The 23,615-nt window shown below is 46.6% G+C and carries 20 protein-coding genes; 11 read left to right on the forward strand and 9 right to left on the reverse strand.

The window, feature by feature from the left end; translation table 11 throughout:
- Positions 1-35 precede the first annotated feature (35 nt).
- The 4 genes from putB (at position 36) to putR (ending at position 5,444) form a co-directional block, all read left to right on the forward strand.
- Positions 36-947 (forward strand): proline dehydrogenase PutB, encoded by a 912-nt coding sequence (gene putB, locus NSQ12_RS01940; RefSeq protein ID WP_003246421.1) that lies wholly within the window; start codon positions 36-38, stop codon positions 945-947.
- A 16-nt stretch (positions 948-963) separates the two neighbouring features.
- The gene (gene pruA / locus NSQ12_RS01945) at positions 964-2,511 is read left to right on the forward strand and encodes an L-glutamate gamma-semialdehyde dehydrogenase (RefSeq protein ID WP_134991932.1); all 1,548 of its coding nucleotides are present in this window, start codon (positions 964-966) and stop codon (positions 2,509-2,511) included.
- A gap of 123 nt (positions 2,512-2,634) precedes the next feature.
- A complete protein-coding gene (gene putP / locus NSQ12_RS01950; RefSeq protein ID WP_010886399.1) occupies positions 2,635-4,056 on the forward strand; it encodes a sodium/proline symporter PutP in 1,422 nt (473 codons plus the stop codon).
- 152 nt (positions 4,057-4,208) lie between these two features.
- The gene (putR, locus tag NSQ12_RS01955) at positions 4,209-5,444 is read left to right on the forward strand and encodes a proline utilization transcriptional regulator PutR (RefSeq protein WP_003234651.1); all 1,236 of its coding nucleotides are present in this window, start codon (positions 4,209-4,211) and stop codon (positions 5,442-5,444) included.
- A 36-nt stretch (positions 5,445-5,480) separates the two neighbouring features.
- Here putR and NSQ12_RS01960 read toward each other — a convergent pair whose 3' ends face one another.
- The 3 genes from NSQ12_RS01960 to NSQ12_RS01970 form a co-directional block, all read right to left on the reverse strand.
- Entirely contained in the window at positions 5,481-6,350 is an 870-nt protein-coding gene (locus NSQ12_RS01960) for a TIGR03943 family protein (RefSeq protein ID WP_160245385.1), read from the reverse strand.
- Positions 6,351-6,354: 4 nt separating this feature from the next.
- Complete coding sequence (locus NSQ12_RS01965) at positions 6,355-7,239, reverse strand: permease (protein ID WP_010886400.1); 885 nt, start codon at positions 7,237-7,239, stop codon at positions 6,355-6,357.
- Between the two features lie 99 nt (positions 7,240-7,338).
- Positions 7,339-8,193, reverse strand: coding sequence for an alpha/beta hydrolase (locus NSQ12_RS01970; RefSeq protein ID WP_217011617.1), 855 nt, complete (start codon positions 8,191-8,193; stop codon positions 7,339-7,341).
- Between the two features lie 160 nt (positions 8,194-8,353).
- Here NSQ12_RS01970 and ffoR point away from each other — a divergent pair, with 160 nt between their 5' ends.
- Positions 8,354-9,364 (forward strand): ferredoxin--NADP(+) reductase, encoded by a 1,011-nt coding sequence (gene ffoR, locus NSQ12_RS01975; protein WP_163136475.1) that lies wholly within the window; start codon positions 8,354-8,356, stop codon positions 9,362-9,364.
- 31 nt (positions 9,365-9,395) lie between these two features.
- Here the strand turns inward: ffoR and cobA are convergent, their stop codons facing one another.
- The 5 genes from cobA to nasB all read right to left on the reverse strand — a co-directional run bounded on the left by cobA (position 9,396) and on the right by nasB (position 18,252).
- Positions 9,396-10,847 carry a uroporphyrinogen-III C-methyltransferase gene (gene cobA, locus NSQ12_RS01980; RefSeq protein ID WP_074794510.1) on the reverse strand — a complete coding sequence of 484 codons (1,452 nt, stop codon included), beginning with the start codon at positions 10,845-10,847 and terminating at the stop codon, positions 9,396-9,398.
- Positions 10,848-10,907: 60 nt separating this feature from the next.
- Entirely contained in the window at positions 10,908-11,228 is a 321-nt protein-coding gene (gene nirD / locus NSQ12_RS01985) for a nitrite reductase small subunit NirD (protein ID WP_003246252.1), read from the reverse strand.
- Positions 11,229-11,259: 31 nt separating this feature from the next.
- Positions 11,260-13,677: an NADPH-nitrite reductase gene (nasD, locus tag NSQ12_RS01990; RefSeq protein WP_003234637.1), complete on the reverse strand. Its 2,418-nt coding sequence runs from the start codon at positions 13,675-13,677 to the stop codon at positions 11,260-11,262.
- Between the two features lie 120 nt (positions 13,678-13,797).
- Positions 13,798-15,930 (reverse strand): assimilatory nitrate reductase catalytic subunit, encoded by a 2,133-nt coding sequence (nasC, locus tag NSQ12_RS01995; RefSeq protein ID WP_032677547.1) that lies wholly within the window; start codon positions 15,928-15,930, stop codon positions 13,798-13,800.
- Positions 15,931-15,936: 6 nt separating this feature from the next.
- Positions 15,937-18,252, reverse strand: coding sequence for an assimilatory nitrate reductase electron transfer subunit NasB (gene nasB / locus NSQ12_RS02000; protein WP_003234634.1), 2,316 nt, complete (start codon positions 18,250-18,252; stop codon positions 15,937-15,939).
- A gap of 179 nt (positions 18,253-18,431) precedes the next feature.
- Here nasB and NSQ12_RS02005 point away from each other — a divergent pair, with 179 nt between their 5' ends.
- The 6 genes from NSQ12_RS02005 to zinU all read left to right on the forward strand — a co-directional run bounded on the left by NSQ12_RS02005 (position 18,432) and on the right by zinU (position 22,880).
- Positions 18,432-19,637 carry a nitrate/nitrite transporter gene (locus NSQ12_RS02005; RefSeq protein WP_032677544.1) on the forward strand — a complete coding sequence of 402 codons (1,206 nt, stop codon included), beginning with the start codon at positions 18,432-18,434 and terminating at the stop codon, positions 19,635-19,637.
- A 116-nt stretch (positions 19,638-19,753) separates the two neighbouring features.
- A complete protein-coding gene (gene folE2, locus NSQ12_RS02010) occupies positions 19,754-20,668 on the forward strand; it encodes a GTP cyclohydrolase FolE2 (protein ID WP_144500918.1) in 915 nt (304 codons plus the stop codon).
- Positions 20,665-21,249 carry a L,D-transpeptidase gene (locus NSQ12_RS02015; protein ID WP_032730538.1) on the forward strand — a complete coding sequence of 195 codons (585 nt, stop codon included), beginning with the start codon at positions 20,665-20,667 and terminating at the stop codon, positions 21,247-21,249. Before folE2 ends, NSQ12_RS02015 begins: the two co-directional genes overlap by 4 nt.
- Before the next feature lie 81 nt (positions 21,250-21,330).
- Positions 21,331-21,549: a hypothetical protein gene (locus tag NSQ12_RS02020; RefSeq protein ID WP_162175546.1), complete on the forward strand. Its 219-nt coding sequence runs from the start codon at positions 21,331-21,333 to the stop codon at positions 21,547-21,549.
- Positions 21,480-21,659, forward strand: coding sequence for a hypothetical protein (locus NSQ12_RS02025; RefSeq protein ID WP_032677541.1), 180 nt, complete (start codon positions 21,480-21,482; stop codon positions 21,657-21,659). The genes NSQ12_RS02020 and NSQ12_RS02025 overlap by 70 nt, the downstream gene beginning before the upstream one ends.
- A 27-nt stretch (positions 21,660-21,686) precedes the next feature.
- Positions 21,687-22,880 (forward strand): zinc metallochaperone ZinU, encoded by a 1,194-nt coding sequence (zinU, locus tag NSQ12_RS02030; RefSeq protein ID WP_087614274.1) that lies wholly within the window; start codon positions 21,687-21,689, stop codon positions 22,878-22,880.
- Positions 22,881-22,928: 48 nt separating this feature from the next.
- On the opposite strand, the gene NSQ12_RS02035 is transcribed toward zinU, so the two are convergent.
- Positions 22,929-23,609, reverse strand: a complete 681-nt coding sequence (locus NSQ12_RS02035) for an amino acid ABC transporter permease (RefSeq protein WP_003234624.1) — start codon at positions 23,607-23,609, stop codon at positions 22,929-22,931.
- Positions 23,610-23,615 lie beyond the last annotated feature (6 nt).

Here is a 23,615-nt window from a genome sequence, read left to right on the forward strand (position 1 = left end):
AATACTTCTTAGATTGCGGGGTGTTGAGGTTGGAAGTGATCACAAGAGATTTTTTCTTATTTTTATCCAAAAGCGGCTTTCTCAATAAAATGGCAAGAAACTGGGGAAGCCGGGTAGCAGCGGGTAAAATTATCGGCGGGAATGACTTTAACAGTTCAATCCCGACCATTCGACAGCTTAACAGCCAAGGCTTGTCAGTTACTGTCGATCATTTAGGCGAGTTTGTGAACAGCGCCGAGGTCGCACGGGAGCGTACGGAAGAGTGCATTCAAACCATTGCGACCATCGCGGATCAGGAGCTGAACTCACACGTTTCTTTAAAAATGACGTCTTTAGGTTTGGATATAGATATGGATTTGGTGTATGAAAATATGACAAAAATCCTTCAGACGGCCGAGAAACATAAAATCATGGTCACCATTGACATGGAGGACGAAGTCAGATGCCAGAAAACGCTTGATATTTTCAAAGATTTCAGAAAGAAATACGAGCATGTGAGCACAGTGCTGCAAGCCTATCTGTACCGGACGGAAAAAGACATTGACGATTTGGATTCTTTAAACCCGTTCCTTCGCCTTGTAAAAGGAGCTTATAAAGAATCAGAAAAAGTAGCTTTCCCTGAGAAAAGCGATGTCGATGAAAATTACAAAAAAATCATCCGAAAGCAGCTCTTAAACGGTCACTATACAGCGATTGCCACACATGACGACAAAATGATCGACTTTACAAAGCAGCTTGCCAAGGAACATGGCATTGCCAATGACAAGTTTGAATTTCAGATGCTGTACGGCATGCGGTCGCAAACCCAGCTCAGCCTCGTAAAAGAAGGTTATAACATGAGAGTCTACCTGCCATACGGCGAGGATTGGTACGGCTATTTTATGAGACGCCTTGCAGAACGTCCGTCAAACATTGCATTTGCTTTCAAAGGAATGACAAAGAAGTAAAAAAGGAGAGATTATCATGACAACACCTTACAAACACGAGCCATTCACAAATTTCCAAGATCAAAACAACGTGGAAGCGTTTAAAAAAGCGCTTGCGACAGTAAGCGAATATTTAGGAAAAGACTATCCGCTTGTCATTAACGGCGAGAGAGTGGAAACGGAAGCGAAAATCGTTTCAATCAACCCGGCTGATAAAGAAGAAGTCGTCGGCCGAGTGTCAAAAGCGTCTCAAGAGCACGCTGAGCAAGCGATTCAAGCGGCTGCAAAAGCATTTGAAGAGTGGAGATATACGTCTCCTGAAGAGAGAGCGGCTGTCCTGTTCCGCGCTGCTGCCAAAGTCCGCAGAAGAAAACATGAATTCTCAGCTTTGCTTGTGAAAGAAGCAGGAAAGCCTTGGAACGAGGCGGATGCCGATACGGCTGAAGCGATTGACTTCATGGAGTATTATGCACGCCAAATGATCGAACTGGCAAAAGGCAAACCGGTCAACAGCCGTGAAGGCGAGAAAAACCAATATGTATACACGCCGACTGGAGTGACAGTCGTTATCCCGCCTTGGAACTTCTTGTTTGCGATCATGGCAGGCACAACAGTGGCGCCGATCGTTACTGGAAACACAGTGGTTCTGAAACCTGCGAGTGCTACACCTGTTATTGCAGCAAAATTTGTTGAGGTGCTTGAAGAGTCCGGATTGCCAAAAGGCGTAGTCAACTTTGTTCCGGGAAGCGGAGCGGAAGTAGGCGACTATCTTGTTGACCATCCGAAAACAAGCCTTATCACATTTACGGGATCAAGAGAAGTTGGTACGAGAATTTTCGAACGCGCTGCGAAAGTACAGCCGGGCCAGCAGCATTTAAAGCGTGTCATCGCTGAAATGGGCGGGAAAGATACGGTTGTTGTTGATGAGGATGCGGACATTGAATTAGCGGCTCAATCGATCTTTACTTCAGCATTCGGCTTTGCGGGACAAAAATGCTCTGCAGGTTCACGTGCAGTAGTTCATGAAAAAGTGTATGATCAAGTATTAGAGCGTGTTATTGAAATTACGGAATCAAAAGTAACAGCTAAACCTGACAGTGCAGATGTTTATATGGGACCTGTCATTGACCAAGGTTCTTATGATAAAATTATGAGCTATATTGAGATCGGAAAACAGGAAGGGCGTTTAGTAAGCGGCGGTACCGGTGATGATTCGAAAGGATACTTCATCAACCCGACGATCTTCGCTGACCTTGATCCGAAAGCAAGACTCATGCAGGAAGAAATTTTCGGACCTGTCGTTGCATTTTGTAAAGTGTCAGACTTTGATGAAGCTTTAGAAGTAGCAAACAATACTGAATATGGTTTGACAGGCGCGGTTATCACAAACAACCGCAAGCACATCGAGCGTGCGAAACAGGAATTCCATGTCGGAAACCTATACTTCAACCGCAACTGTACAGGTGCTATCGTCGGCTACCATCCGTTTGGCGGCTTCAAAATGTCGGGAACGGATTCAAAAGCAGGCGGACCGGATTACTTGGCTCTGCATATGCAAGCAAAAACAATCAGTGAAATGTTCTAAGCGGGACTAAATGGGCATCCTCCCTGCGGGGGTGTCCATTTCATCCATATACTATAAAAAAGAGGAGGAAGTGCCATAGAAAACACACAGCTGATTATTTCGATTTGTATTTATATGGCGGGAATGCTGCTAATCGGCTACTTTGCTTACAAGCGTACGTCGAATCTGACGGATTACATGCTGGGAGGACGCTCTTTGGGTCCGGCAGTAACTGCTCTCAGTGCCGGCGCTGCCGATATGAGCGGCTGGCTGCTAATGGGGCTTCCGGGCGCCATGTTTTCTACTGGTCTGAGCGGCGCTTGGATCGTCATCGGACTTTGCCTTGGAGCGTGGGCGAACTGGCTTTACGTCGCACCGCGGCTGAGAACCTATACTGAAAAAGCGGGGAATTCCATTACAATTCCCGGATTCCTGGAAAATCGCTTCGGAGATCAAACAAAGCTTCTCAGACTGTTTTCAGGAATTGTCATTTTAGTCTTTTTCACGTTTTATGTATCGTCCGGAATGGTGTCCGGCGGCGTCTTATTCAACAGCATCTTGGGGATGGATTATCACACCGGCCTGTGGATTGTGACGGGTGTTGTTGTGGCATATACCCTGTTTGGCGGCTTTTTGGCAGTCAGCTGGACAGATTTTGTTCAGGGGATCATTATGTTTGCCGCACTCATTCTTGTGCCGATCGTTACGTTTTTCCACACGGGAGGAGCAGGTGATACAGTTGCTGAAATCCGCTCTGTAGATCCTGATATGTTTAATATTTTCAAAGGAACGAGCGTCCTTGGCATTATTTCTTTGTTTGCCTGGGGGCTGGGATACTTTGGCCAGCCGCATATTATTGTGCGTTTTATGGCGATCACGTCTGTCAAAGAGATCAAAAGAGCGCGCAGAATCGGGATGGGCTGGATGATTTTGTCTGCAGTAGGCGCAGTGCTGACCGGTTTGGGCGGAATCGCTTATTACCATCAGCGGGGCATGACACTGAAGGACCCTGAGACGATTTTTATTCAGTTAGGGAATATCTTGTTCCATCCGATTATCACGGGTTTTCTGATTTCAGCGATTTTGGCCGCGATTATGAGTACAATTTCTTCCCAGCTGCTTGTGACATCAAGCTCTCTGGTAGAAGATTTGTATAAGTCGATGTTCAGACGCTCAGCTTCAGATAAAGAACTGGTGTTTTTAGGCCGTCTGGCTGTTCTGGCTGTTTCAATTGTCGCGTTGGTTCTGGCTTGGGAGAAAAATAACACCATCCTTGGATTGGTCAGCTACGCGTGGGCGGGCTTCGGTGCATCATTCGGGCCGGTTGTACTGCTCAGTCTGTTTTGGAAACGAATGACCAAATGGGGGGCACTCGCCGGCATGATTGTGGGAGCAGCGACTGTAATCATTTGGGCGAATGCCGGTCTTTCGGACTTTCTGTATGAAATGATACCTGGTTTTGCTGCGAGTCTATTATCCGTCTTTTTTGTCAGCATATTGACGCAGGCTCCGTCACAAGCTGTCACAGACCAGTTCAACGACTACCAAGATACAATGTCACAATAAAGATCGAAAGGAGGAGGAAGGGGCTGTCCCTTTTTCCTCTTTTCTCCTTTTAAGCGGCCATTTTTTTCTTTTGGAAACAAACGTATTTTTTTCTATACAAAAAGACCCCGTATGGATATGATTAAAGTAAAAAAAGTATAGGAGAAAAAGGTATGGAAGAGCTTTTAGAGAGAGTTTTTTCATTTTCAGATGTTGATAAGCTGATTGATTTTATTAGCTATGAACTGCAAAAGCCAGTGATACTGGAAAGCGCGGATTTCTTTTTGTTAGCCTATAATTCTTACTATATTAACCATTTTGATTCTGCCAACCAGCAGACTATTTTTTCGAAAAAGTGTCCGGTCCAGATTTTTGAGAGGTTTCTGAAGGACGGAATTATTGAAAAATTGAAAACAGAGCCTGAGCCTTTTCGCGTCAATAAAATTGAAAGCATTGGGTTAAACCAGAGGGTGGTCGTGAGTGCAAAGCACAAAGGGGAAGTCATGGGCTACATCTGGATTCAGGAGCTGGACCAAAATCTGACGGATGAAGAGCTCGACTTTTTGTACGAGACCTCCTTCCATGTCGGGAAAATTATTTATAAAACGAATAAATTGAAACAGGAAAAGGAAGAAAAAGCAGAGGATCTCATCAAACGGGCGATCTATCAGCAATTTACCTCTGAGAAGGAACTCAGACGGGAAGCTGAAAGGATCAACACCGTGCTGCCTTCCATGTTTTCAGTTGTTATCCTGCACGCCGCAAATGGGGATGGGGAAGCGGTAGAGGATTTAAAGGAAAATATCAGGTCGTACCTGAATTTACGGGATAAGGTCAGTCATGTCTTAACGATCGAATCAAATATTGTCATCGTCGTAGCGAGTTTTTCCCAAAAAAGCTCCGTCTCCTCAGCAGCTTCTGAGTTTATTAACAAGCTGTTAACACATTTTCACTTTCAAAAAATACCTACCCCTATTTATATCGGTATCGGAAACGAATATAATCACCTATTAAAACTTGGCAAGAGCTACACAGAAGCACTTGAAGTCATCAAAGCCGCAGAAATCACCGGCAATCAGGAAAACATTCCATATGAATATGCCAAACTCGGCATTTACCGCTATTTAGAAAGCATCGAACAGAAAAATGAATTTTTAGAATACGAGAATAAAGATTTAGCTTTATTAAAAGCAAAAGACGAAGAAAGCAGCACTGAGCTGCTCAAAACCTTGGAAATCTATCTCCTCAACAACTGCAAAACAAAACCAGCGGCAGAACAGCTGTTTATTCACCAAAATACATTGAATTACCGCATCAAACAGATTACTGAGATGACATCGATCGATTTAAGCGATTTCAGAACACGGTGCCAGCTCTATCTCGATTTGATGCTGATGAAAAAGAAATAAAAAAGAAACCAGTACTTGTACTGGTTTCGTCTTCACTTAAAATCCTCTGTAAACATACGGATCATCAGGTTTTTTAATGGTATTCCAGTCAGTTACTTTGACGACAGGGAGAGTTGACTTGAATGGCTGGTAATATTCTGAGGCCAGAGTGCCCTTAATGTGAATCCATTCATCATCCTTGATGTCCATGTCCTTCGGAAATTCCACAAGCATCCCGTACACGCCGGAATCAGCGATACAGTGAATGATGCCAAACCTTAATACGAACAGCTGATTTTTGTTAATTGCGTTTCCTTTGTAAGCAAATCCATGAAATTCTATCGTCCGTCCGAGAAATTCACCCGGATAGTTATAGATGGTTTCCATTCCTTTTAGGAAATCGTCATCGGTCAGAGAAATCTCTTTTTTGCTGGAATACTTATTAAACAGCTGTTTCATTTGTTTGTCATAGCTGTCTTGCGCGTAATAAAGGCTGGCATCAGGCCGCAAATACTGTGTTTGGGAGTAGTGATCTCCGCTCTCCATCGCCTTAAACGAGAACCCTTTTGTTTTGACAATGGATGAGTCAAGCGTTGCAATCGGGAAGAAGATGCCTGACACCAAAGGAAAAAGAAAAACAACATAAATCAAATAACGCTGATAAAATGGCTTGTTTTGTTCATGGTCATGCTCGTGATCATGGCCGCACCCGCACCCGCACCCGCAATCATGGTCATGGTGATGCCCGCTTTTTTCAGGCGACTTGATAAATAGATATGCTTGGACGGCGGTCAGAATGGCCAGCAGGAAGATCGCAATAAAGGAAAGATAGGCATATTTCATATTGATATATTTTGTTAGATTTCCTGAGGCATGCAGATGATAAAAGAAAAACGTAAATCCCATCAGCACCAATAAACGAAACATCCAATCACCCCTTTACCAGTAGTGATCCCGCTAAAACAATCACGACAATGTATGTAATCAGCAGGAAAACAAATCGTTTTTTGAAGGCCGCAAGCATCATCAATAGATTCTTAATATCCACCATTGCGCCAAAGACGAGAAAGGCGATTAACGATCCTAATGAAAATGTGCTGCTGAAGGAAGACGCGATGAACGCATCAACTTCTGAACAAAGCGACAGGACAAACGCCAGACCCATCATCACGAGGGAAGAGGATACATCATTCTGCCCGATCGCAAGCAGAGTGGATGTTTTGACATACGTCTGCATAGCGGCTGCGATAAAGGCGCCGATGATTAAATATTTCCCCACGGAGAAAAATTCATCAATGGCATGCCGCAAGGTCCCGCCCAGTTTTTGGAGCAAGGTGCCGTGATGATGATGGTGGTGCCCGGGTTCATCAGGCTTTAAAAGCTGGTTATCCTTAAATTGATAGGATAAAATGACCCCGATGATCAGCGAAACGGCGAGAGCCAGTCCGCCTCTGTAAAAGACCACGCTCCATCTATTCCCGAACGCAATATAAGTAGAAAATAAAACGATAGGATTAATGATAGGCGCGGTCAGCATGAAAGCAACGCCCGCATGCAGAGGAACTCCCTTTAACAGAAGCCGCCTCGTAATCGGGATGATGCCGCATTCGCAGGCGGGAAATAAAACGCCGGCCAGCGCACCGAATAAAACAGCGAGAAAACGGTTTTTCGGCATGATTCTTGCAATCATTTCTTCAGAAACAAACATTTGAATGATTCCGGAAAGTATGACGCCAATCAGAATAAACGGAATGGCTTCTATTAAAATGCTGATAAAAATAGAATTCAGCTGAAGAAAAGATGATTGTGCTGTCACAATAAAACCTCCGCTCATGTTAAGCTGCCTTTCTTATGATACCAGAAAAAAAGGCACTGCTTGTTTGACGGAGGAGGGGAAAGGATCGTTTCACTTTGGTTAGGATTCCAAAAAGCCGAGTAGGATACTGTCTGTTTCTGCAGCTTCTTTTCCGAGCCAAATCAGGTGTCCCCATGAGTGAAGCAAACAGAGAGCAGCGCCACGAATGTGCTTTTTTGCATGATGTGCATGTGACAAGCCCACCAATCCATCATAAACACTTTGCATAATCAGTACGGGACATATGATGGCTTGCAGCTCTTTTGAAGAGACAGCGGCGGTTTGTGACAAGTCAAGCAGAAACCCTTCACCCGAGCGCTGCCGGCTGTTCATTTTCCGAAATGCTTCTATGTCTTTTTCATTCATCAAGGACTTGATTCGCTGAAACGGAAGCGTGCTGAATTGGGGGCTCATAGCTCGAAACATCAAACGCGGGAAAGCGTTATTCAAAGAAGAAATCAGCTTCCATATCCACTTTTCCACCGGCGGGCGGAAGAGAATTCTCCCCAATTTATATTCAGTGTCTTTTGGGGTGAGCCACTCTTTGGTGACCGCGGATTGCAGGGTCAATGTATTTACTCTTTCCGGATAATGTGAGGCAAAGCATATGCCGCTCGGCCCTCCTGCTGAGATGGCGATCACATGGACACTGTCGATTTGTAAATGATCTAATAATTTCACATAGAAACGGCAGGCGTTGGCAAGACTTTTTCCAATTTCTTTTGACGTTCGTCCATAGCCGGGCCTTGAAGGCGTAATGATGGAATACCCTTGCTCAATCAACGCTGTGTATCCGAATTCCTCGTAACAATTTGAATGCCCGCCATGCATGACAAGGATGGGGGCACCCTTTCCAGCCACTGAATATTCTAGTGTATGTCCTTCGAAGGTGATCGTTTCGACTCGTCTTTTCATCTGTTACTCCCATTTGTTTTTTTGCCTATTATAGGGTTTTCAACAATTGATCACAAGGTGAAGAAATGAATAAACAAAGGCCCTTGAATATGATATACTTTGTATTGATATTCATTCTCAATTAAAATTTTGATATAGATGTGAACGGGAGGCAGGACGGATGGCTGAGAATCAAGAGGTATATGACGTTACGATTATAGGCGGGGGGCCGATTGGGCTGTTTACTGCTTTTTACTGCGGGATGCGGGAGCTGAAAACAAAGGTAATCGAATTTTTGCCGAAGCTCGGAGGGAAGGTGTCTTTATTCTTTCCTGAGAAAATCATTCGCGATATCGGCGGCATACCGGGGATTGCGGGAAAGCAGCTGATCGAGCAGCTGAAGGAGCAGGCGGCAACGTTTGATCCTGATATCGTATTGAATCAGCGTGTGACCGGGTTTGAACGCCTAGATGAAGGCACCATTGTTCTGACGGGTTCTGAAGGGGAAAAGCACTATACAAGAACTGTGATTTTGGCTTGCGGCATGGGTACACTTGAGGTCAATGAGTTTGACAGCGAGGATGCGGCCCGATATGCGGGCAAAAATCTTCATTACGGAGTGGAAAAGCTCGATGCGTTTAAAGATAAGCGCGTGGTGATATCAGGCGGCGGAGATACTGCGGTCGATTGGGCTAATGAGCTTGAACCGATTGCGGCGTCTGTGACTGTCGTTCATCGGCGTGAGGAATTCGGCGGAATGGAAAGCAGCGTGACGAAAATGAAGCAATCATCGGTGCGGGTGCTTACGCCTTATCGGCTGGAGCAGTTGAACGGAGATGAAGAGCGCATCAAAAGCGTGACCGTTTGTCATACTGAGTCTGGCCAGAGGAAAGACATAGAAATTGATGAGCTGATCATTAATCATGGCTTCAAAATTGATCTAGGGCCGATGATGGAGTGGGGGCTGGAGATTGAAGAAGGCAGGGTGAAAGCTGACAGACATATGCGGACGAATCTTCCGGGCGTGTTTGTGGCGGGCGACGCGGCTTTTTATGAAAGCAAGCTGAGATTAATTGCCGGCGGCTTTACGGAAGGCCCGACAGCAGTCAACAGCGCTAAGGCTTATTTGGATCCTAAGGCCGAGAATATGGCGATGTATTCCACCCATCATAAAAAATTGGTACATAAATAAAACAGCCCTTGGGGGAAAGGGCTGCCAGCCATCAGCTGTGAAGGAGCTTTTTCTGCGTCTGTTGATTCTGAATGAAAGCTAGCAATTCATCCTGTTCTTGTACAGCTGTGAATCCATAAGCTTCGGCAGCTGAGTCATCGCCTATACAGACGATAGGGGGCCGGCTTGCTGACAATTCCGGCGAAATGCCAATTTGTTCGCCACCATTGATCAATTGCTGAACGGACAGCTTGTTCGGGCAAATGACCATGTGCAGCGGGGATTCACTGATGGTACGCTGAATCATGTGGGTGAACCGGTCATCTATGACGTTTTCATGAGTGATATAAAACGAACAGGATTCATGCTTTTGCATGTTTTCCACTGCATGGCGGCTCCCGACAACAAGACGTTTCTCTGAATCAGGCTGAATGGCGGTGACAAGAAAGCCCCGTTTCTCAAGCTCTGTCTTTGCTTGCTCAGATGCTGCACTCAGTTTGGCTGTCAGCTGGCGGATGTCGATTTTCTGAGAAGCCAGTGCTCTGAAAAATTCACAAACCGCCCGGCGCGATGTGAAAAAAACGTCTTCAAAGGTGCCAATCTTTCGAAGAATTTCTTCATTGACAGGCATGTTTTCGGTCCGCCATTTCGGCCACTCGATGAGATCGGCGCCGGAATCGCGCAGCTTGTCTGCAAGCGGGTCTTCATCTTCGCCATGAGTCACAACCATCAAATGCCGTCCGATGAGCGGTTTGCTTTCAAACCAGCTGTGTGTTTGAAAGTTGACGATGTCTCCGATGACGATAATCGCAGGGTTTGTAATCTGGTGTTCCTGCACTTTTTGCTGAATGTTCTCAAGTGTTCCTTTCACACTCCGCTGGCGGCCCCACGTTCCCCATTGGATGACAATGACAGGGACAGAAGGCGATTTCCCGTATGAAATAAGCTGCTGGCAAATATAAGACAAGTTCTTGACACCCATGTAAAAAACAAGGGTTTGAACGCTTCGGGCCAGCCCTTCCCAGTCAAGGTTCGGCGTGCCTTTTAATGATTTATCATGCGCTGTAATCATGGCAAAAGACGATGCAAAATCCCGATGCGTGACGGGGATGCCCGCATATAGCGGCGCTGCAATTCCAGAGGTGATTCCCGGCACCATTTCATAGCGAATGCCGTGCTCATGAAGAGCATCTGCTTCCTCGCCGACTCTGCCGAATACGCTCGGATCTCCGCCCTTCAAGCGAACGACGGTTAACCCATTTAATGCTTTTTCAACCAGCAGGGCGTTAATTTCTTTTTGTTTCATAAAATGGCGGTTTGGCAGTTTTCCGCAATAAATAAACTGGCAGTCCGGTGATGCAAATTCGAGCAGCTTCGGGTTGGCGAGCCGGTCATATAAAATCACATCTGCTTCCTCGAGCGCCTGTTTTCCTTTGATGGTGAGCAGGCCTGGGTCGCCGGGTCCGGCTCCCACGAAATATACGATTCCGTTCTTCATGATCATGTCATCCTTCCGTCACTGTAAAAAATGAAGGACCACTAGAAAAGTGATCCGGTCTTTTGATCAATATACGAGATAAACATGTTCTCCTTCGATCAGCGTTTCATATGTTTTGACGCATCCGTGGTCAGGTTCTTGGACGATTCCGTCTTCTAAGGAAATTTTCCAGTCGTGCATCGGGCAGAAAACATATTGGCCGCTGACGATGCCTTCTGCCAGGACGCCGCCTTTATGCGGACAGCGGTTTTCGATGGCGCGGATGCTTCCGTCTGAAAGCTTGAAAACCGCGAGCTCCTTATCTTCAATATACACTGTTTTGCCTAATTGTTCAGGCAATTCTTCAATTTTTCCGATACATACTTTTGTTACGTCTTTGTTTACCATGTCCATTCCTCCTCAATGATAGTTTTTGTCATTATGATGTGGTCACGACATTTTCAAATAATTCTTTAGAGGTTTGTTTATCCTCTAAAAAGTCTTTCCACGGATCCTTGTGGACAGAGAGTGTTTCATTCATTCGGCCGTTCAGCTCCTGCCGCTTTTCCGGATCGTTTAACACGGATTGGACATGGGATAAACCGACGCGCTCAAGCCATGCGGACGTACGCTCCAGATAGTTTGCGGTTTCCCTGTAATATTGCAGGTAAGCGCCCGCGTATTCTAAGACTTCTTCATTTGTTTTCACCTTCATCAGCAAATCGCCGGCACGCAAATGGGTTCCGCCGTTTCCGCCGACATAAAGCTCCCAGCCTCCGTCGATGCCGACAACGCCAAGGTCCTTAATGCCGGATTCCGCACAGTTTCGCGGGCAGGCAGACACGGCCATTTTGACTTTGTGAGGCGTGTTCAGCCCTTCGAATTTTTTCTCAAGCGCAATGCCCAGTGCCATGGAGTCTTGTGTGCCGAAGCGGCAGAATTGCTCGCCTACACATGTTTTCACTGTGCGGAGCGTTTTTCCGTACGCGTAGCCCGATGGCATATCAAGATCTTCCCATACCTTCGGAAGGTCTTCTTTTTTCACGCCGATAAGATCAATTCGCTGGCCGCCTGTCATTTTCACGAGCGGGATCTCATATTTGTCAACGACATCGGCTATCTTGCGCAAATCTGTGGAGTTGGTCACGCCGCCGTACATCCGAGGAACGACTGAGTATGTTCCGTCTTTTTGAATATTGGCGTGCATTCGTTCATTAACAAAGCGGGATGTTCGGTCATCCTCGTATTTGGTTGGATTGATCATGCCTAAGTAGTAGTTCAGAGCGGGTCGGCATTTAGAACAGCCTTCTGGCGTTTTCCAGCCGAGCACATTCATGACTTCTCTTGTATGTGACAGCCCTTTGGCTTTGATTTCTTCTACGACTTCATCTCTCGACAATGTGGTGCAGCCGCAAATGGCTTCTTTTTGCGCTGACGCATCAAAGTCTGATCCGAGCGTATGCTGGAGGATTTCTTCTACGAGCGGCTTACAGCCTCCGCATGAGCGGGATGCGCCGGTGCATGCTTTGATTTCGTCCGTTGACGAGCAGCCCTTTTCCTGTATGGCTTGAATAATCGCACCTTTTGACACGCCGTTACAGCCGCAGATGATTTCATCGTCGCTCATCGCTGCGGTTATGCTTGTGCCTGCTTCCTGGCTGAGGGGCTGTAAGATTGATATTTTAGAGGTTTCAGAGATATCGGCTTCTTTTTGAATCATAGAAAACAGGCGATTGCCTTCGCTGCTGTCGCCGAATAAAACAGCACCGACAATTTGATTGCCTCTCAGGACTATTTTTTTATAGATGCCGTCCTGCTCATCGAAGACTTTAATCGCTTTTTTCTCCTCTGATTCGTTAAAGTCACCGGCAGAGAAGACCTCGACGCCTGATACCTTTAACTGTGTGGAGAGAACGGAGCCCTCATACGGTTTTGTTTCGATGCCGCACATATGCTTTGCCAGCACTTTTGCCTGTTCATATAGCGGCGCCACAAGCCCGTAGGCGATTCCTCGGTGCTCGGCACATTCGCCGACCGCGTAAATGTGCGGGATTTCAGTCTGCATATAATCGTTGACGATGATGCCGCGGTTAACCGGAATGCCGCTCTCGGCCCCGAGCGTTGTATTTGGGCGGATGCCGACAGCCATGACGACTAAATCAGCTTCAATGCTTGTGCCATCCTTGAATCGGAGGCCTTCGACACGGTCGTCACCGACAATTTCTTCTGTTTGCTTTTCAAGTAAAAAGGTCATACCTTGTTTTTCTAACTCGTTTTGCAGCAGGCGTCCTGCCGTTGCATCAAGCTGGCGCTCCATCAGGAATGGGGCAAGGTGGATGACGGACACATCCATGCCAAGATTCAGCAGTCCGCGAGCTGCTTCCAAACCAAGAAGTCCTCCGCCGATGACGGCAGCTTTTTTATATTGTTTTGACGCGGCGAGCATTGTGTCTGTATCTTTTATGTCCCGGAAAGCTGTGACGCCTTTTTTGTCTGCGCCCGGAATCGGAAGGATAAAAGGGACCGAGCCTGTCGCCAGGATCAATTCATCGTAAGGCTGGATTCTGTCTGCATCTGTGATGACTGTTTTGTTTTCCGTGTCCACTTTGATGACTGTTTCATTTGTATACAATTGAATGTTGTTTTCTTCGTACCAGTCCCAATCGTTTAACGTAATATCTTTAATATCTGTATCGCCTTGAAGCACTTTTGACAAAAGGATTCGGTTGTAATTGGGATGCGGTTCGGCACCGAAAATTGTGATCTGAAACTCGTCTTTAGCAACACTCAGTATCTCTTCAATGGCCCTTACCCCGGCCATTCCATTACCAACAAGAACTAGCTGTTTTTTTCCCATCAGATGATCCGCTCCTTATCAATGTTTTTTCCAGCGTAGCACAGCAAAAAGGAATATTTAAGATACATGTTATAAAATGTAACAAAATATACGAAAAGTTCTAAAAATTTTATGAAAAATTTAAATAGGTCTGATTCGGACGGCGCATACCTTAAAACCGGGCATTTTACAGACTGGATCTAAGGCTTCTCCGATTAAATCATTCACATTTTGAGCGTCTGCCCAATGGATGGGAACAAAAACAGTATCTTTTCTGATTTGTTCTGATAATTTGCTGCGGACGGTGATGCTTCCCCGCGGCGATTCTATTTTTACCAGTACACGGTCCTCGATATTGTAGGTCGCTGCTGTTTGCGGATGGATTTCCATAAACGATTCAAAATGTCTCGCGGCAAGGGCGGCGCTTTTTCTTGTTTGGACGCCTGTTAAGTAGTGAGACATGACTCTGCCTGTCGTTAAATAAAGCGGATAATCGGCTGTTGGCTTCTCTTTTGGAACAGATGGTTCGTTTGGAATCACACTTAATGCCGCTTTTTGATCCGGATGAGCAAATGATTCTGTAAACAAGCGCCCAGTTCCGGGATGATCAGATTCCGGACACGGCCAATGAATGCCGCCTTCACGTCTGAGCCTGTCGTATGAGATGCCTGAATAATCGGCAATCCCGCCTCGGCTCGCTTCTCTCAATTCATTAAAAATATCCTCCGCTGACGTATAAGAAAAGTAGCGGCCCTTGCCGAGAGCGGATGCGAGATCACAAATGATCTGCCAATCATGCTTTGCTTCGCCGGGACATGGCCGGCTTGCTTCTCTTAATGTCACGCGGCCTTCGACATTTGTCATGGTGCCCTCATCTTCTAAGTAAGAGGAGGCGGGCAAAATCACATCTGCGTATGTCGCAGTTTCAGAAATAAACAAATCGATTGCGACAAAGAATGTCAGTTTTCTTAAAGCCTTTTTCACGAGATTTGCATTTGGACTGGAAACAGCAGGGTTGGAGCACATGAGGAACAATCCTTTGATGTCGCCGTCATTGATTTTTTCCATCATTTCATAGGCTGAGACACCTTTTCGCGGGAGTTCATCCTGATGGATTCCCCACACTTTCGCAATATGCGCCCGGTGTTCTTCGTTTTCGATAGAACGGTAGCCTGGAAGCTGATCGGCTTTTTGGCCATGCTCTCTGGCGCCTTGCCCGTTGCCTTGTCCGGTGATCGCCCCGTAGCCCGAGTAAGGTTTGCCGATTTTTCCTGTGATCAGCACCATGTTTAAGAAGCCTTTCACAGCCGCTGTTCCATCGGTTTGCTGTTCAATCCCGCGGGCTGTAAACAGCATGCCGGACGTTTCCTTGGCAAACTTTACAGCAGCTTTTCTTATATCCGCCAGCGGGACACTCGTCTGTTCGGCGATGTCGTTCAGGTCCAACGAGTCAGTATGCTGCTTCAGCTCTTCGAATCCATTTGTTCGTGATTGAATGAAATCCTCGTTTATAAGCTGTTCGTCGATGATGATTTTGACGAGACCGTTGGCAAGAGCGGCGTCTGTGCCGGGTTTGATTTTCAAATGAAGATCGGCGATTTTCGTTGTCGCTGTTTCACGCGGATCAATGGCAATGATGTAAGCTCCGTTTTCTTTCGCTTTTTCAAAATACGGCATAATCGTGGGCTGGCATTCCGCGATATTGGTGCCGGCCAGAATGATCACACGGGTGTGGGGAATGTCTGATAAGGGATTCGTTAAGCCTCTGTCTGCGCCGAATGTTTGGTTGGCTGCGGTTGCTGCGGCGGACATACAAAGCCTCCCGTTATAGTCGATGTATTTTGTCTGTAAGCCCACCCGTGCGAATTTCCCTAACAAATACGCCTCTTCATTTGTAATCGAGGCGCTTCCGTATACCGCCATGGCGTCATGGCCGTGTTCTGCTTGGATCATTGTCACTTGGTCTTTAATGTAATTCAGTGCTTCTTCCCAGGAAACAGGCATAAACTCGCCGTTTTTCTTCAGCAGCGGCCGGGTGATGCGGGAGGAGTTCAGGGCATGCTGGTGGGCGTTCATGCCCTTCATGCATAGCCGACCTTGTGTTGTAGGATTATCAATCGCGATCGCAGTGTACTTTTTACGCGTGACGATGGTTTGTTCCACGAGCTGCATTTTGCACTGCATACTGCAAAACGGGCATTGAGTGTCATATGTTTTTTCTGATTGGACGTCTTGCTGTTTATCACGGAAATATCTAAGCAGTCGTTCAGTCAAAATGCCTCATCCTTTCTTATATGCACCCGTCTCTACAGTCGGGTTTTGAATCAGTGACAGATCTGTTTGGAGGCTTTCCAGCAGCTGTGCCCTTAGGTCTTCTTCGAATAGCACTTCTCTGATATGAACGATCCCGAGACGGTCTATCCACTGATGAACACCTTCTAAGTAATGAGCCGTTTCCCGATAATACTGGATCAGTCCTTTGATCATGCCGGCAGTGCTGTCTTCGTTCTCAGTCACGCAAAACAAAGCTCCTGAACGGGCATGAGTTCCCCGGACGCCGCCGATGTGAATGTCCCAGCCAGCTTGTCTCCGAATTGCGCCGACATCTTGCAGGGCGGCATCGGTGCAGTCTGTTTCACATGATAAGCTGATAGAAATGGGAGCGGGTAAGGGAAGCATCTCAAGTTGTCTTTCGATTTGGGCTGCCAGCTGCTGAATTGATCGATTTTGCCCGCATGTACATGCTTTGATGCTTTGCAGCGCGTGTCGGTGTTCATTAGTGTAAACGGGCATCTTCAGGTCTTTTTTTATGTTCGGGAGATCCGCAGGCTTGATCCCGGAAAGCTTCAGCCTTTGGCCGTGAGTGATGGATACGTCGGGAATGCTGTATGCCTCAATGATGTTGGCGATGGTTCTTAGCTGCTCCGCGTTTGTCCGCCCGCCGTACATTTGCGGGATCAGGATGCATGTCTCTTCAGTGGCTGGCTCAGGCTGGACAAACCCAGGGTACAGCATTTCCAGATAGTATTGAATCGCAGGAACACAAGTACTGCATCCGTTTTTTGTTTTCCAGTCAAGCTGGTTCATCACTTCTGCCGGATTAGTGAATGGCCTGCGCTGAAGCTCAGCGATGATGTCGTCTTCTGTAAAATCAGTACAGCTGCAAAACGAAGGTGTGCCGGCGGGCTTCGTATATTCGCTGTTGGTCATGTGCCTCAAAAGGTCTTCAACGAGCGGTTTGCATCCTCCGCAGGACCCAGTGGCTTTGGTGCAGTGCTTGACTTCCTCAACAGTTGTTAAGCTATTCGTGTGCACCGCGTCTTCAATCGCGCCTTTCGTCACTGTGTTGCATTGGCAAATCGTTTCACTGGAAGGCATGGATTCAAATAAAGGGCCGCTTGTCTCCGGTTCGATGATCTGCTTTTTGACAATGGAGATGTCTCGTTGTTTAAGGAGGCTGTCGAGAAGCCGCTGCTTGTCACGGGTGTCTCCGAATAAAATAACGCCGGCCAGTTTTTCATCTACAAAAAGCGCTTTTTTATAAACTCTTGCTTGTTCGTCGTAGATTTTGATGCTCGTCGTGCGTTCATCCTCTTGGATCTTTCCTGCTGACCACACATCGATTCCAGCTATTTTTAACGCCGCTGATGGTGCTGAGCCTTGATATTCCTCACATGGAACGCCGCAAATATGACTGGCGAGAGCTTTTCCCTGCTCATAAAGCGGAGCCACCAATCCGTACACCGTTCCGTTATGCTCAGCGCATTCACCAACGGCGTAGATATTCGGTTCGCTTGTCTGCATGAAGTCATTCACGATGATCCCGCGGTTCACTTTGATTCCAGCGGATACAGCCAATTCAATATTCGGTTTGACGCCGGCCGCCATCACAATCAAGTCTGCTTTTAATGAAGAGCCATCTTTAAAATGGATTCGGTCTGCCTTCGTGGCGCCGGAAATGGAGACGGTGTCTTTCTCCAAAAGAAAGGTTAGGCCTTTTTGTTCCAGCTCTGTTTGCAGCAGCCGCGCCGCTGTTTGATCGAGCTGTTTTTGCATAATGCCGGCGGAGTGGTGAATGACGCTGACATTCATACCGAGATGCTGTAAACCGACTGCAGCTTCCAGTCCTAATAAGCCGGCTCCGATTACCGCAGCCTTTTGAAAGTGCTGGGCCATCTTCATCAGTGCTTGGCAGTCTTCTATTGTCCGAAATCCATAGACACCTTTTTTGTCTGCCCCGGGGATAGGGAGAATATGAGGGGAGGAACCTGTTGCCACTATTAATTTGTCATACGACAGAGTGCGTTTCCGATCTGTGATGACCTGCTGCTGATCTGTATCAATCTGAATAACCGTTTCGCCTGTGTAAAGCGTGATCCCGTGCTTGTCGTACCAATCCTTGCTGTTCAGTGTAATATCATCGAGTGACGCTTCACCCTGCAATACAGAGGATAAGAGAATGCGATTGTAATTGGGATGCGGCTCGCTTCCGAAAATGACAATCTCAAACATGTGGCGATTCAGCTTTAATACTTCTTCAATACAGCGGATTCCGGCCATGCCGTTTCCCGCTAACACCAATCTTTGTTTCTTCATGTATCAGACCTCCTTTGGCGAAGCTCGTAAGTTTTCTCCTATTAAAAATTATGTCACAATGCATTGTTAACGCATTAAACGTGTCACAAAAACTTACACATGTCTTTTCCAGAAAATAATGGTCCTATATCCTTGATTCAGAAAATGTAAAATAATGAGGGTCTAGAAAGGGGAATCTTATGAAGCTGTCGGAACTGAAAACTAGCGGTCATCCACTCACTTTGCTCTGTTCCTTTTTATACTTTGATGTCAGTTTTATGATATGGGTTATGCTTGGGGCGCTGGGTGTTTATATTTCTCAGGATTTTGGCCTGTCTCCTTTTGAGAAAGGGCTTGTCGTAGCTGTGCCGATTTTATCTGGATCTGTGTTTCGTATCATTCTTGGTATTTTAACGGACAGAATCGGACCGAAAAAAACGGCAGTGATCGGGATGCTGATGACGATGATTCCGCTGCTTTGGGGGACATTCGGCGGCCGTTCCCTGACTGAGCTGTATGCCATCGGGATTCTGCTTGGCGTGGCGGGGGCAAGCTTTGCTGTAGCGCTGCCTATGGCCAGCCGCTGGTATCCGCCTCATTTGCAGGGACTTGCGATGGGGATTGCCGGAGCGGGGAACAGCGGCACGTTGTTTGCAACCCTGTTTGGCCCTCGTCTGGCAGAGCAGTTCGGCTGGCACATTGTCATGGGAATTGCGCTAATTCCATTATTGATCGTCTTTATTCTTTTTGTATCCATGGCAAAGGATTCTCCTGCACAGCCGGCTCCGCAGCCGCTCAAAAGCTATCTGCATGTGTTCGGGCAAAAGGAAACATGGTTTTTCTGCCTGCTGTACAGCGTCACATTTGGCGGATTTGTCGGGCTCTCAAGCTTTTTATCTATTTTCTTTGTTGATCAATACCAGCTGTCAAAAATTCACGCGGGCGACTTCGTTACATTATGTGTGGCGGCGGGGAGCTTTTTCCGGCCTGTCGGGGGCTTGATTTCGGATCGTGTCGGCGGCACGAAAGTTCTTTCTGTATTGTTTGTCATCGTGGCACTGTGTATGGCCGGAGTCAGCAGCCTGCCATCTCTTTCAATGGTCATTGTTCTATTGTTTGTCGGAATGATGGGGCTCGGAATGGGAAACGGCGCAGTATTCCAGCTCGTGCCGCAGCGTTTCCGCAAAGAAATCGGCATGGTGACGGGAATCGTCGGTGCGGCCGGAGGAATCGGAGGGTTTTTCCTGCCGAACATCTTAGGATCTCTCAAACAGATGACAGGCACATATGCTATCGGTTTTATCACGTTTTCCTGTATCGCGCTGCTGGCGTTTGCACTTGTGCTTGCCGCAGGCTATTACTGGCGGAAAAGCTGGAGCGCGGAAAGCAGCCCGGCGGATGTTTAGGATTTTGACGGACACGCGTTTGTGCGTGTCTTTTTTATTTTCTCTTGATTTTCAACAGTGAAAAGATCAAAATAAATAGTAATTATTACGATTTGTTAGCGAGAGGAGTTTTCTGAATGAATCAACATACGCTGCTCCCGAAAAAAACGGAGCGTCTTCAATACTTTGGATCGGTCAGTCCGATCAAAGGCGAGAAACCAGTGGAAAAAGAGAAAATGAAGGACCTGCAAAATATCAGGAAGGATTATTTTTTTGACATTCAGCATGTAGGTGTCGCTAATGTGTCCCATCCAGTCACAATCACTTCTGCCATGATGCCTGCCGAGCAAACAACGGCTGCGAACTTTACAATGACTTGTAATTTGCCGAGAAATCAGAAAGGGATTAACATGAGCCGGTTAACAGAGCTGCTGCAAGTCTATCATCAAAATGGTTGGATTCTCTCATTTTCCTCTCTTCAGCAATTTACGAAAGAGCTTGCAGAAAACATGGACACATCATCTGCCACAGTTGAAGTGAGGTTTCCGTGGTTTTTCGAACGGAAAAGCCCGAAGCTTGAGAAAGCGGGTTTGATGCATGCTGATATATTCATGTCTGTCACCTATCGCAAAGATCAGCCGTTTAAACAGCGTGCCGGCATCTCAGCAAAAGTAACGACTCTGTGCCCTTGCTCCAAGGAAATCAGCGAATACAGTGCCCATAATCAGAGGGGAACGGTCAGCATTTGGGCGGATATTCACCCGGCCGCATCGCTGCCAAGTGATGTTAAAGCTGATTTGCTTCACGCCGCAGAATCAAATGCTTCTGCGAGACTGCATCCGGTATTGAAGCGGCCTGATGAAAAAGCCGTGACAGAAACGGCCTATGAAAACCCGAGATTTGTTGAGGATCTCGTCCGGCTGATTGCTGCTGATTTGTTTGAGCTTGAATGGGTGTCGGCCTTTGAGATTGAATGCCGCAATGAAGAATCGATCCATCTCCACGATGCCTGCGCGAAGCTGCGTTTTTCGAAACAGGTGGATAGAATATGAAACGCTCATTATTCATTATTGCAGTTCTTGTGCCGGCCAGCCTGCTGTCAGCGTGTTCTTATCATACGGAAGAACACGCAAGTTTAAATACGAAGAAAACGGACGAGCACATGACGGCCGCCCGAAAACCAGAAAAAACAAGCATTGATTGGACAAAGCCTTCGGGCGGAGAATACCCGGATATTAAACAGAAGCATGTCTGGATTGATGTGAATGTGAAGGAGCAGAAGGCTTACATCAAGGAAGGAAGCAACACCATCTATACAATGATGATTTCTTCTGGTCTTGATCAAACAAAAGATGATGCTACGCCAAAGGGCACCTTTTATGTAGAGCCTGAACGGGGAGAATGGTTTTTCTCCGAAGGATACCAGGAAGGCGCAGAATACTGGGTATCATGGAAAAATCACGGTGAATTTTTATTTCATAGTGTGCCAATGACTAAGGATCAAAAAGTCATCAAAACGGAAGCAGAAAAACTAGGAACGAAAGCATCTCACGGATGTATCAGGCTGACCATTCCAGATGCGAAATGGGTATATGAAAATATCCCTGAACATACAAAAGTGGTGATCAGCTGAATTGAAAACCGTTGACAAAAAGGAAAAAAGACCATACAATTTAAATCGTAACAATTACGTTTTATGATAAAGGGCTTATCATTGTCTGTATCTGTGAAAAGCGTAAAGGCTAAGGATCTTGCTGTCATTGATCCCCATGAAGCGTCTCTTGAAAACTGGAGACGATACACAAGCCGCATTCTGATGAGATATTTGCGCTCTCCATCGGTTCAGCAACGCAAGTGGAGCAATTGCTTTATGCAAGCTGCGGTTTTCCGAATGTCGGCAAGGGCAGGGATTTGCGATGGGGAAAAGGATTAAACGCGGTTGGAGTCTTTACTGATTTAGAAATCGGGCGGCAGCGAGAAATGAGCGCGAAAAGCTGCTCTACACCATTGTACATACGGCGAAGTATTCAATTTAAATCGTAATCATTCTATTTTAATGGAGGCACTATTATGAAAAAAATTCCGGTTACCGTACTGAGCGGTTATCTCGGTGCGGGAAAAACAACATTGCTGAACAGCATTTTGCAAAATCGCGAAGGCTTGAAAATAGCGGTTATCGTAAACGATATGAGCGAGGTGAACATTGACGCGGGCTTGGTTAAGCAGGAAGGTGGCCTTTCCAGAACAGATGAAAAGCTTGTGGAAATGTCAAACGGCTGCATTTGCTGCACGCTTCGCGAAGACTTATTAATTGAAGTTGAGAAGCTGGCAAAAGACGGACGGTTTGATTATATCGTCATCGAATCGACAGGAATCAGCGAACCGATCCCGGTGGCCCAGACTTTCTCTTATATCGATGAAGAGATGGGAATCGATCTTACAAAATTCTGTCAGCTGGATACGATGGTGACGGTTGTTGATGCCAACCGTTTTTGGCATGATTATCAGTCAGGCGAAAGCCTTCTGGACCGCAAAGAAGCATTGGGGGAAGAGGATGAAAGAGAAATCGCCGACCTCTTGATTGATCAAATTGAGTTTTGCGATGTACTGATCTTAAATAAATGTGATTTGGTCAGCGAGCAAGAGCTCGAACAGCTTGAAAACGTTCTTCGTAAATTGCAGCCAAGAGCCAGGTTCATTCGTTCCGTCAAAGGAAATGTAAAACCGCAGGAGATTTTGCATACAGGGTTATTTAACTTCGAGGAAGCGAGCGGATCGGCCGGCTGGATTCAAGAGCTGACGGCAGGCCATGCGGAACACACCCCGGAAACAGAAGAATACGGTATCTCTTCATTTGTATATAAGAGACGTTTGCCGTTTCATTCTACACGATTTTACCGTTGGTTGGATCAAATGCCAAAGAACGTGGTACGTGCCAAAGGAATCGTCTGGTGCGCATCTCATAACAACCTTGCTTTGCTGATGTCGCAAGCAGGTCCGTCGGTTACGATTAAGCCTGTATCTTATTGGGTGGCGGCGCTGCCGAAGCTTGAGCAGGAGCAAGTCAAACAGCAGGAGCCGGAAATCCTGGAGGAGTGGGACCCGGAGTTCGGCGACCGCCTAACACAGCTAGTTTTTATCGGAACTGACCTGGATGAAGAAACGATTACGAAAGAGCTTGATCAATGCCTGCTGACTGAATATGAATTTGATTCCGACTGGTCGCTGTTTGAGGACCCGTTTAAATGGAAGCTGAATCAATAGAAAAAAAGCCGTCCCCTGGGGAGCGGCTTTTTTTAATGAAACGTTTGTTTAAACATAATGAGCGTATTTTTTCTCAAGGATATTCTGAAAGACCGCGGCAATGGAGCAGATGGCCCAATAAATGAGAGCGGTCAGAATATACATGGTCATATAATCAAACTCTCTGCCCCCGATGATTTTCGCATGCTGGAGCAATTCCGGCACTGTAATCATCGCAGCGAGAGATGACGCCTTGATTAAGTCGAGCAATACATTGGCAAGCGGAGGCAGCGCAATACGTATCGATTGCGGCAAAATGATGCCCCTCATCGTCTGCCAATAGGAAAGACCCAGCGAGGATGCGGCTTCCCACTGTCCTTTTTCGACGGATGAAATGGCTGAACGGTTAATTTCCGCAATGTAGGCGGCGCTGTTTAGGCTAAAGCCGATTAAAGCAGCCGTGACAGCGGAAAATTCAATGCCGATATAAGGAAACCCGAAATAAAGGATAAACAAAATCACCAAAATCGGAACGCCCCGCATAAATGAGATATAGAGCTTCGCCGGCCATCTTAACAAAGCAAGCTTAGACATTCTGGCGAGTGATATGAACAGGCCGATCACAGTTCCCGCAAACATGCTTACAAAAGAGATGAGCAGTGTATACCCAATGCCTTTTATGACATAAGGGAACGATTCAATGGCCAGCTTCGTGTTGAAAATATATTCCCACTGAATGCTATTGATCATGGCGTC

The sequence above is a fragment of the Bacillus sp. PS95 genome (assembly GCF_037963565.1).
Taxonomy (GTDB): domain Bacteria; phylum Bacillota; class Bacilli; order Bacillales; family Bacillaceae; genus Bacillus; species Bacillus subtilis.

Bases quoted from the DNA above. Each gene is read 5' to 3' on its own strand.
- cobA (WP_074794510.1), bottom strand. From the start codon at position 10,847: ATGATCATGAAGAACGGAATCGTATATTTCGTGGGAGCCGGACCCGGC.
- pruA (WP_134991932.1), top strand. From the start codon at position 964: ATGACAACACCTTACAAACACGAGCCATTCACAAATTTCCAAGATCAA.
- zinU (WP_087614274.1), top strand. From the start codon at position 21,687: ATGAAAAAAATTCCGGTTACCGTACTGAGCGGTTATCTCGGTGCGGGA.
- NSQ12_RS02005 (WP_032677544.1), top strand. From the start codon at position 18,432: ATGAAGCTGTCGGAACTGAAAACTAGCGGTCATCCACTCACTTTGCTC.
- ffoR (WP_163136475.1), top strand. From the start codon at position 8,354: ATGGCTGAGAATCAAGAGGTATATGACGTTACGATTATAGGCGGGGGG.
- nasB (WP_003234634.1), bottom strand. From the start codon at position 18,252: ATGAAGAAACAAAGATTGGTGTTAGCGGGAAACGGCATGGCCGGAATC.
- putR (WP_003234651.1), top strand. From the start codon at position 4,209: ATGGAAGAGCTTTTAGAGAGAGTTTTTTCATTTTCAGATGTTGATAAG.
- NSQ12_RS01960 (WP_160245385.1), bottom strand. From the start codon at position 6,350: ATGTTTCGTTTATTGGTGCTGATGGGATTTACGTTTTTCTTTTATCAT.
- putP (WP_010886399.1), top strand. From the start codon at position 2,635: ATGCTGCTAATCGGCTACTTTGCTTACAAGCGTACGTCGAATCTGACG.
- folE2 (WP_144500918.1), top strand. From the start codon at position 19,754: ATGAATCAACATACGCTGCTCCCGAAAAAAACGGAGCGTCTTCAATAC.
- nirD (WP_003246252.1), bottom strand. From the start codon at position 11,228: ATGGTAAACAAAGACGTAACAAAAGTATGTATCGGAAAAATTGAAGAA.
- NSQ12_RS01970 (WP_217011617.1), bottom strand. From the start codon at position 8,193: ATGAAAAGACGAGTCGAAACGATCACCTTCGAAGGACATACACTAGAA.
- NSQ12_RS02035 (WP_003234624.1), bottom strand. From the start codon at position 23,609: ATGATCAATAGCATTCAGTGGGAATATATTTTCAACACGAAGCTGGCC.
- NSQ12_RS02015 (WP_032730538.1), top strand. From the start codon at position 20,665: ATGAAACGCTCATTATTCATTATTGCAGTTCTTGTGCCGGCCAGCCTG.
- nasD (WP_003234637.1), bottom strand. From the start codon at position 13,677: ATGGGAAAAAAACAGCTAGTTCTTGTTGGTAATGGAATGGCCGGGGTA.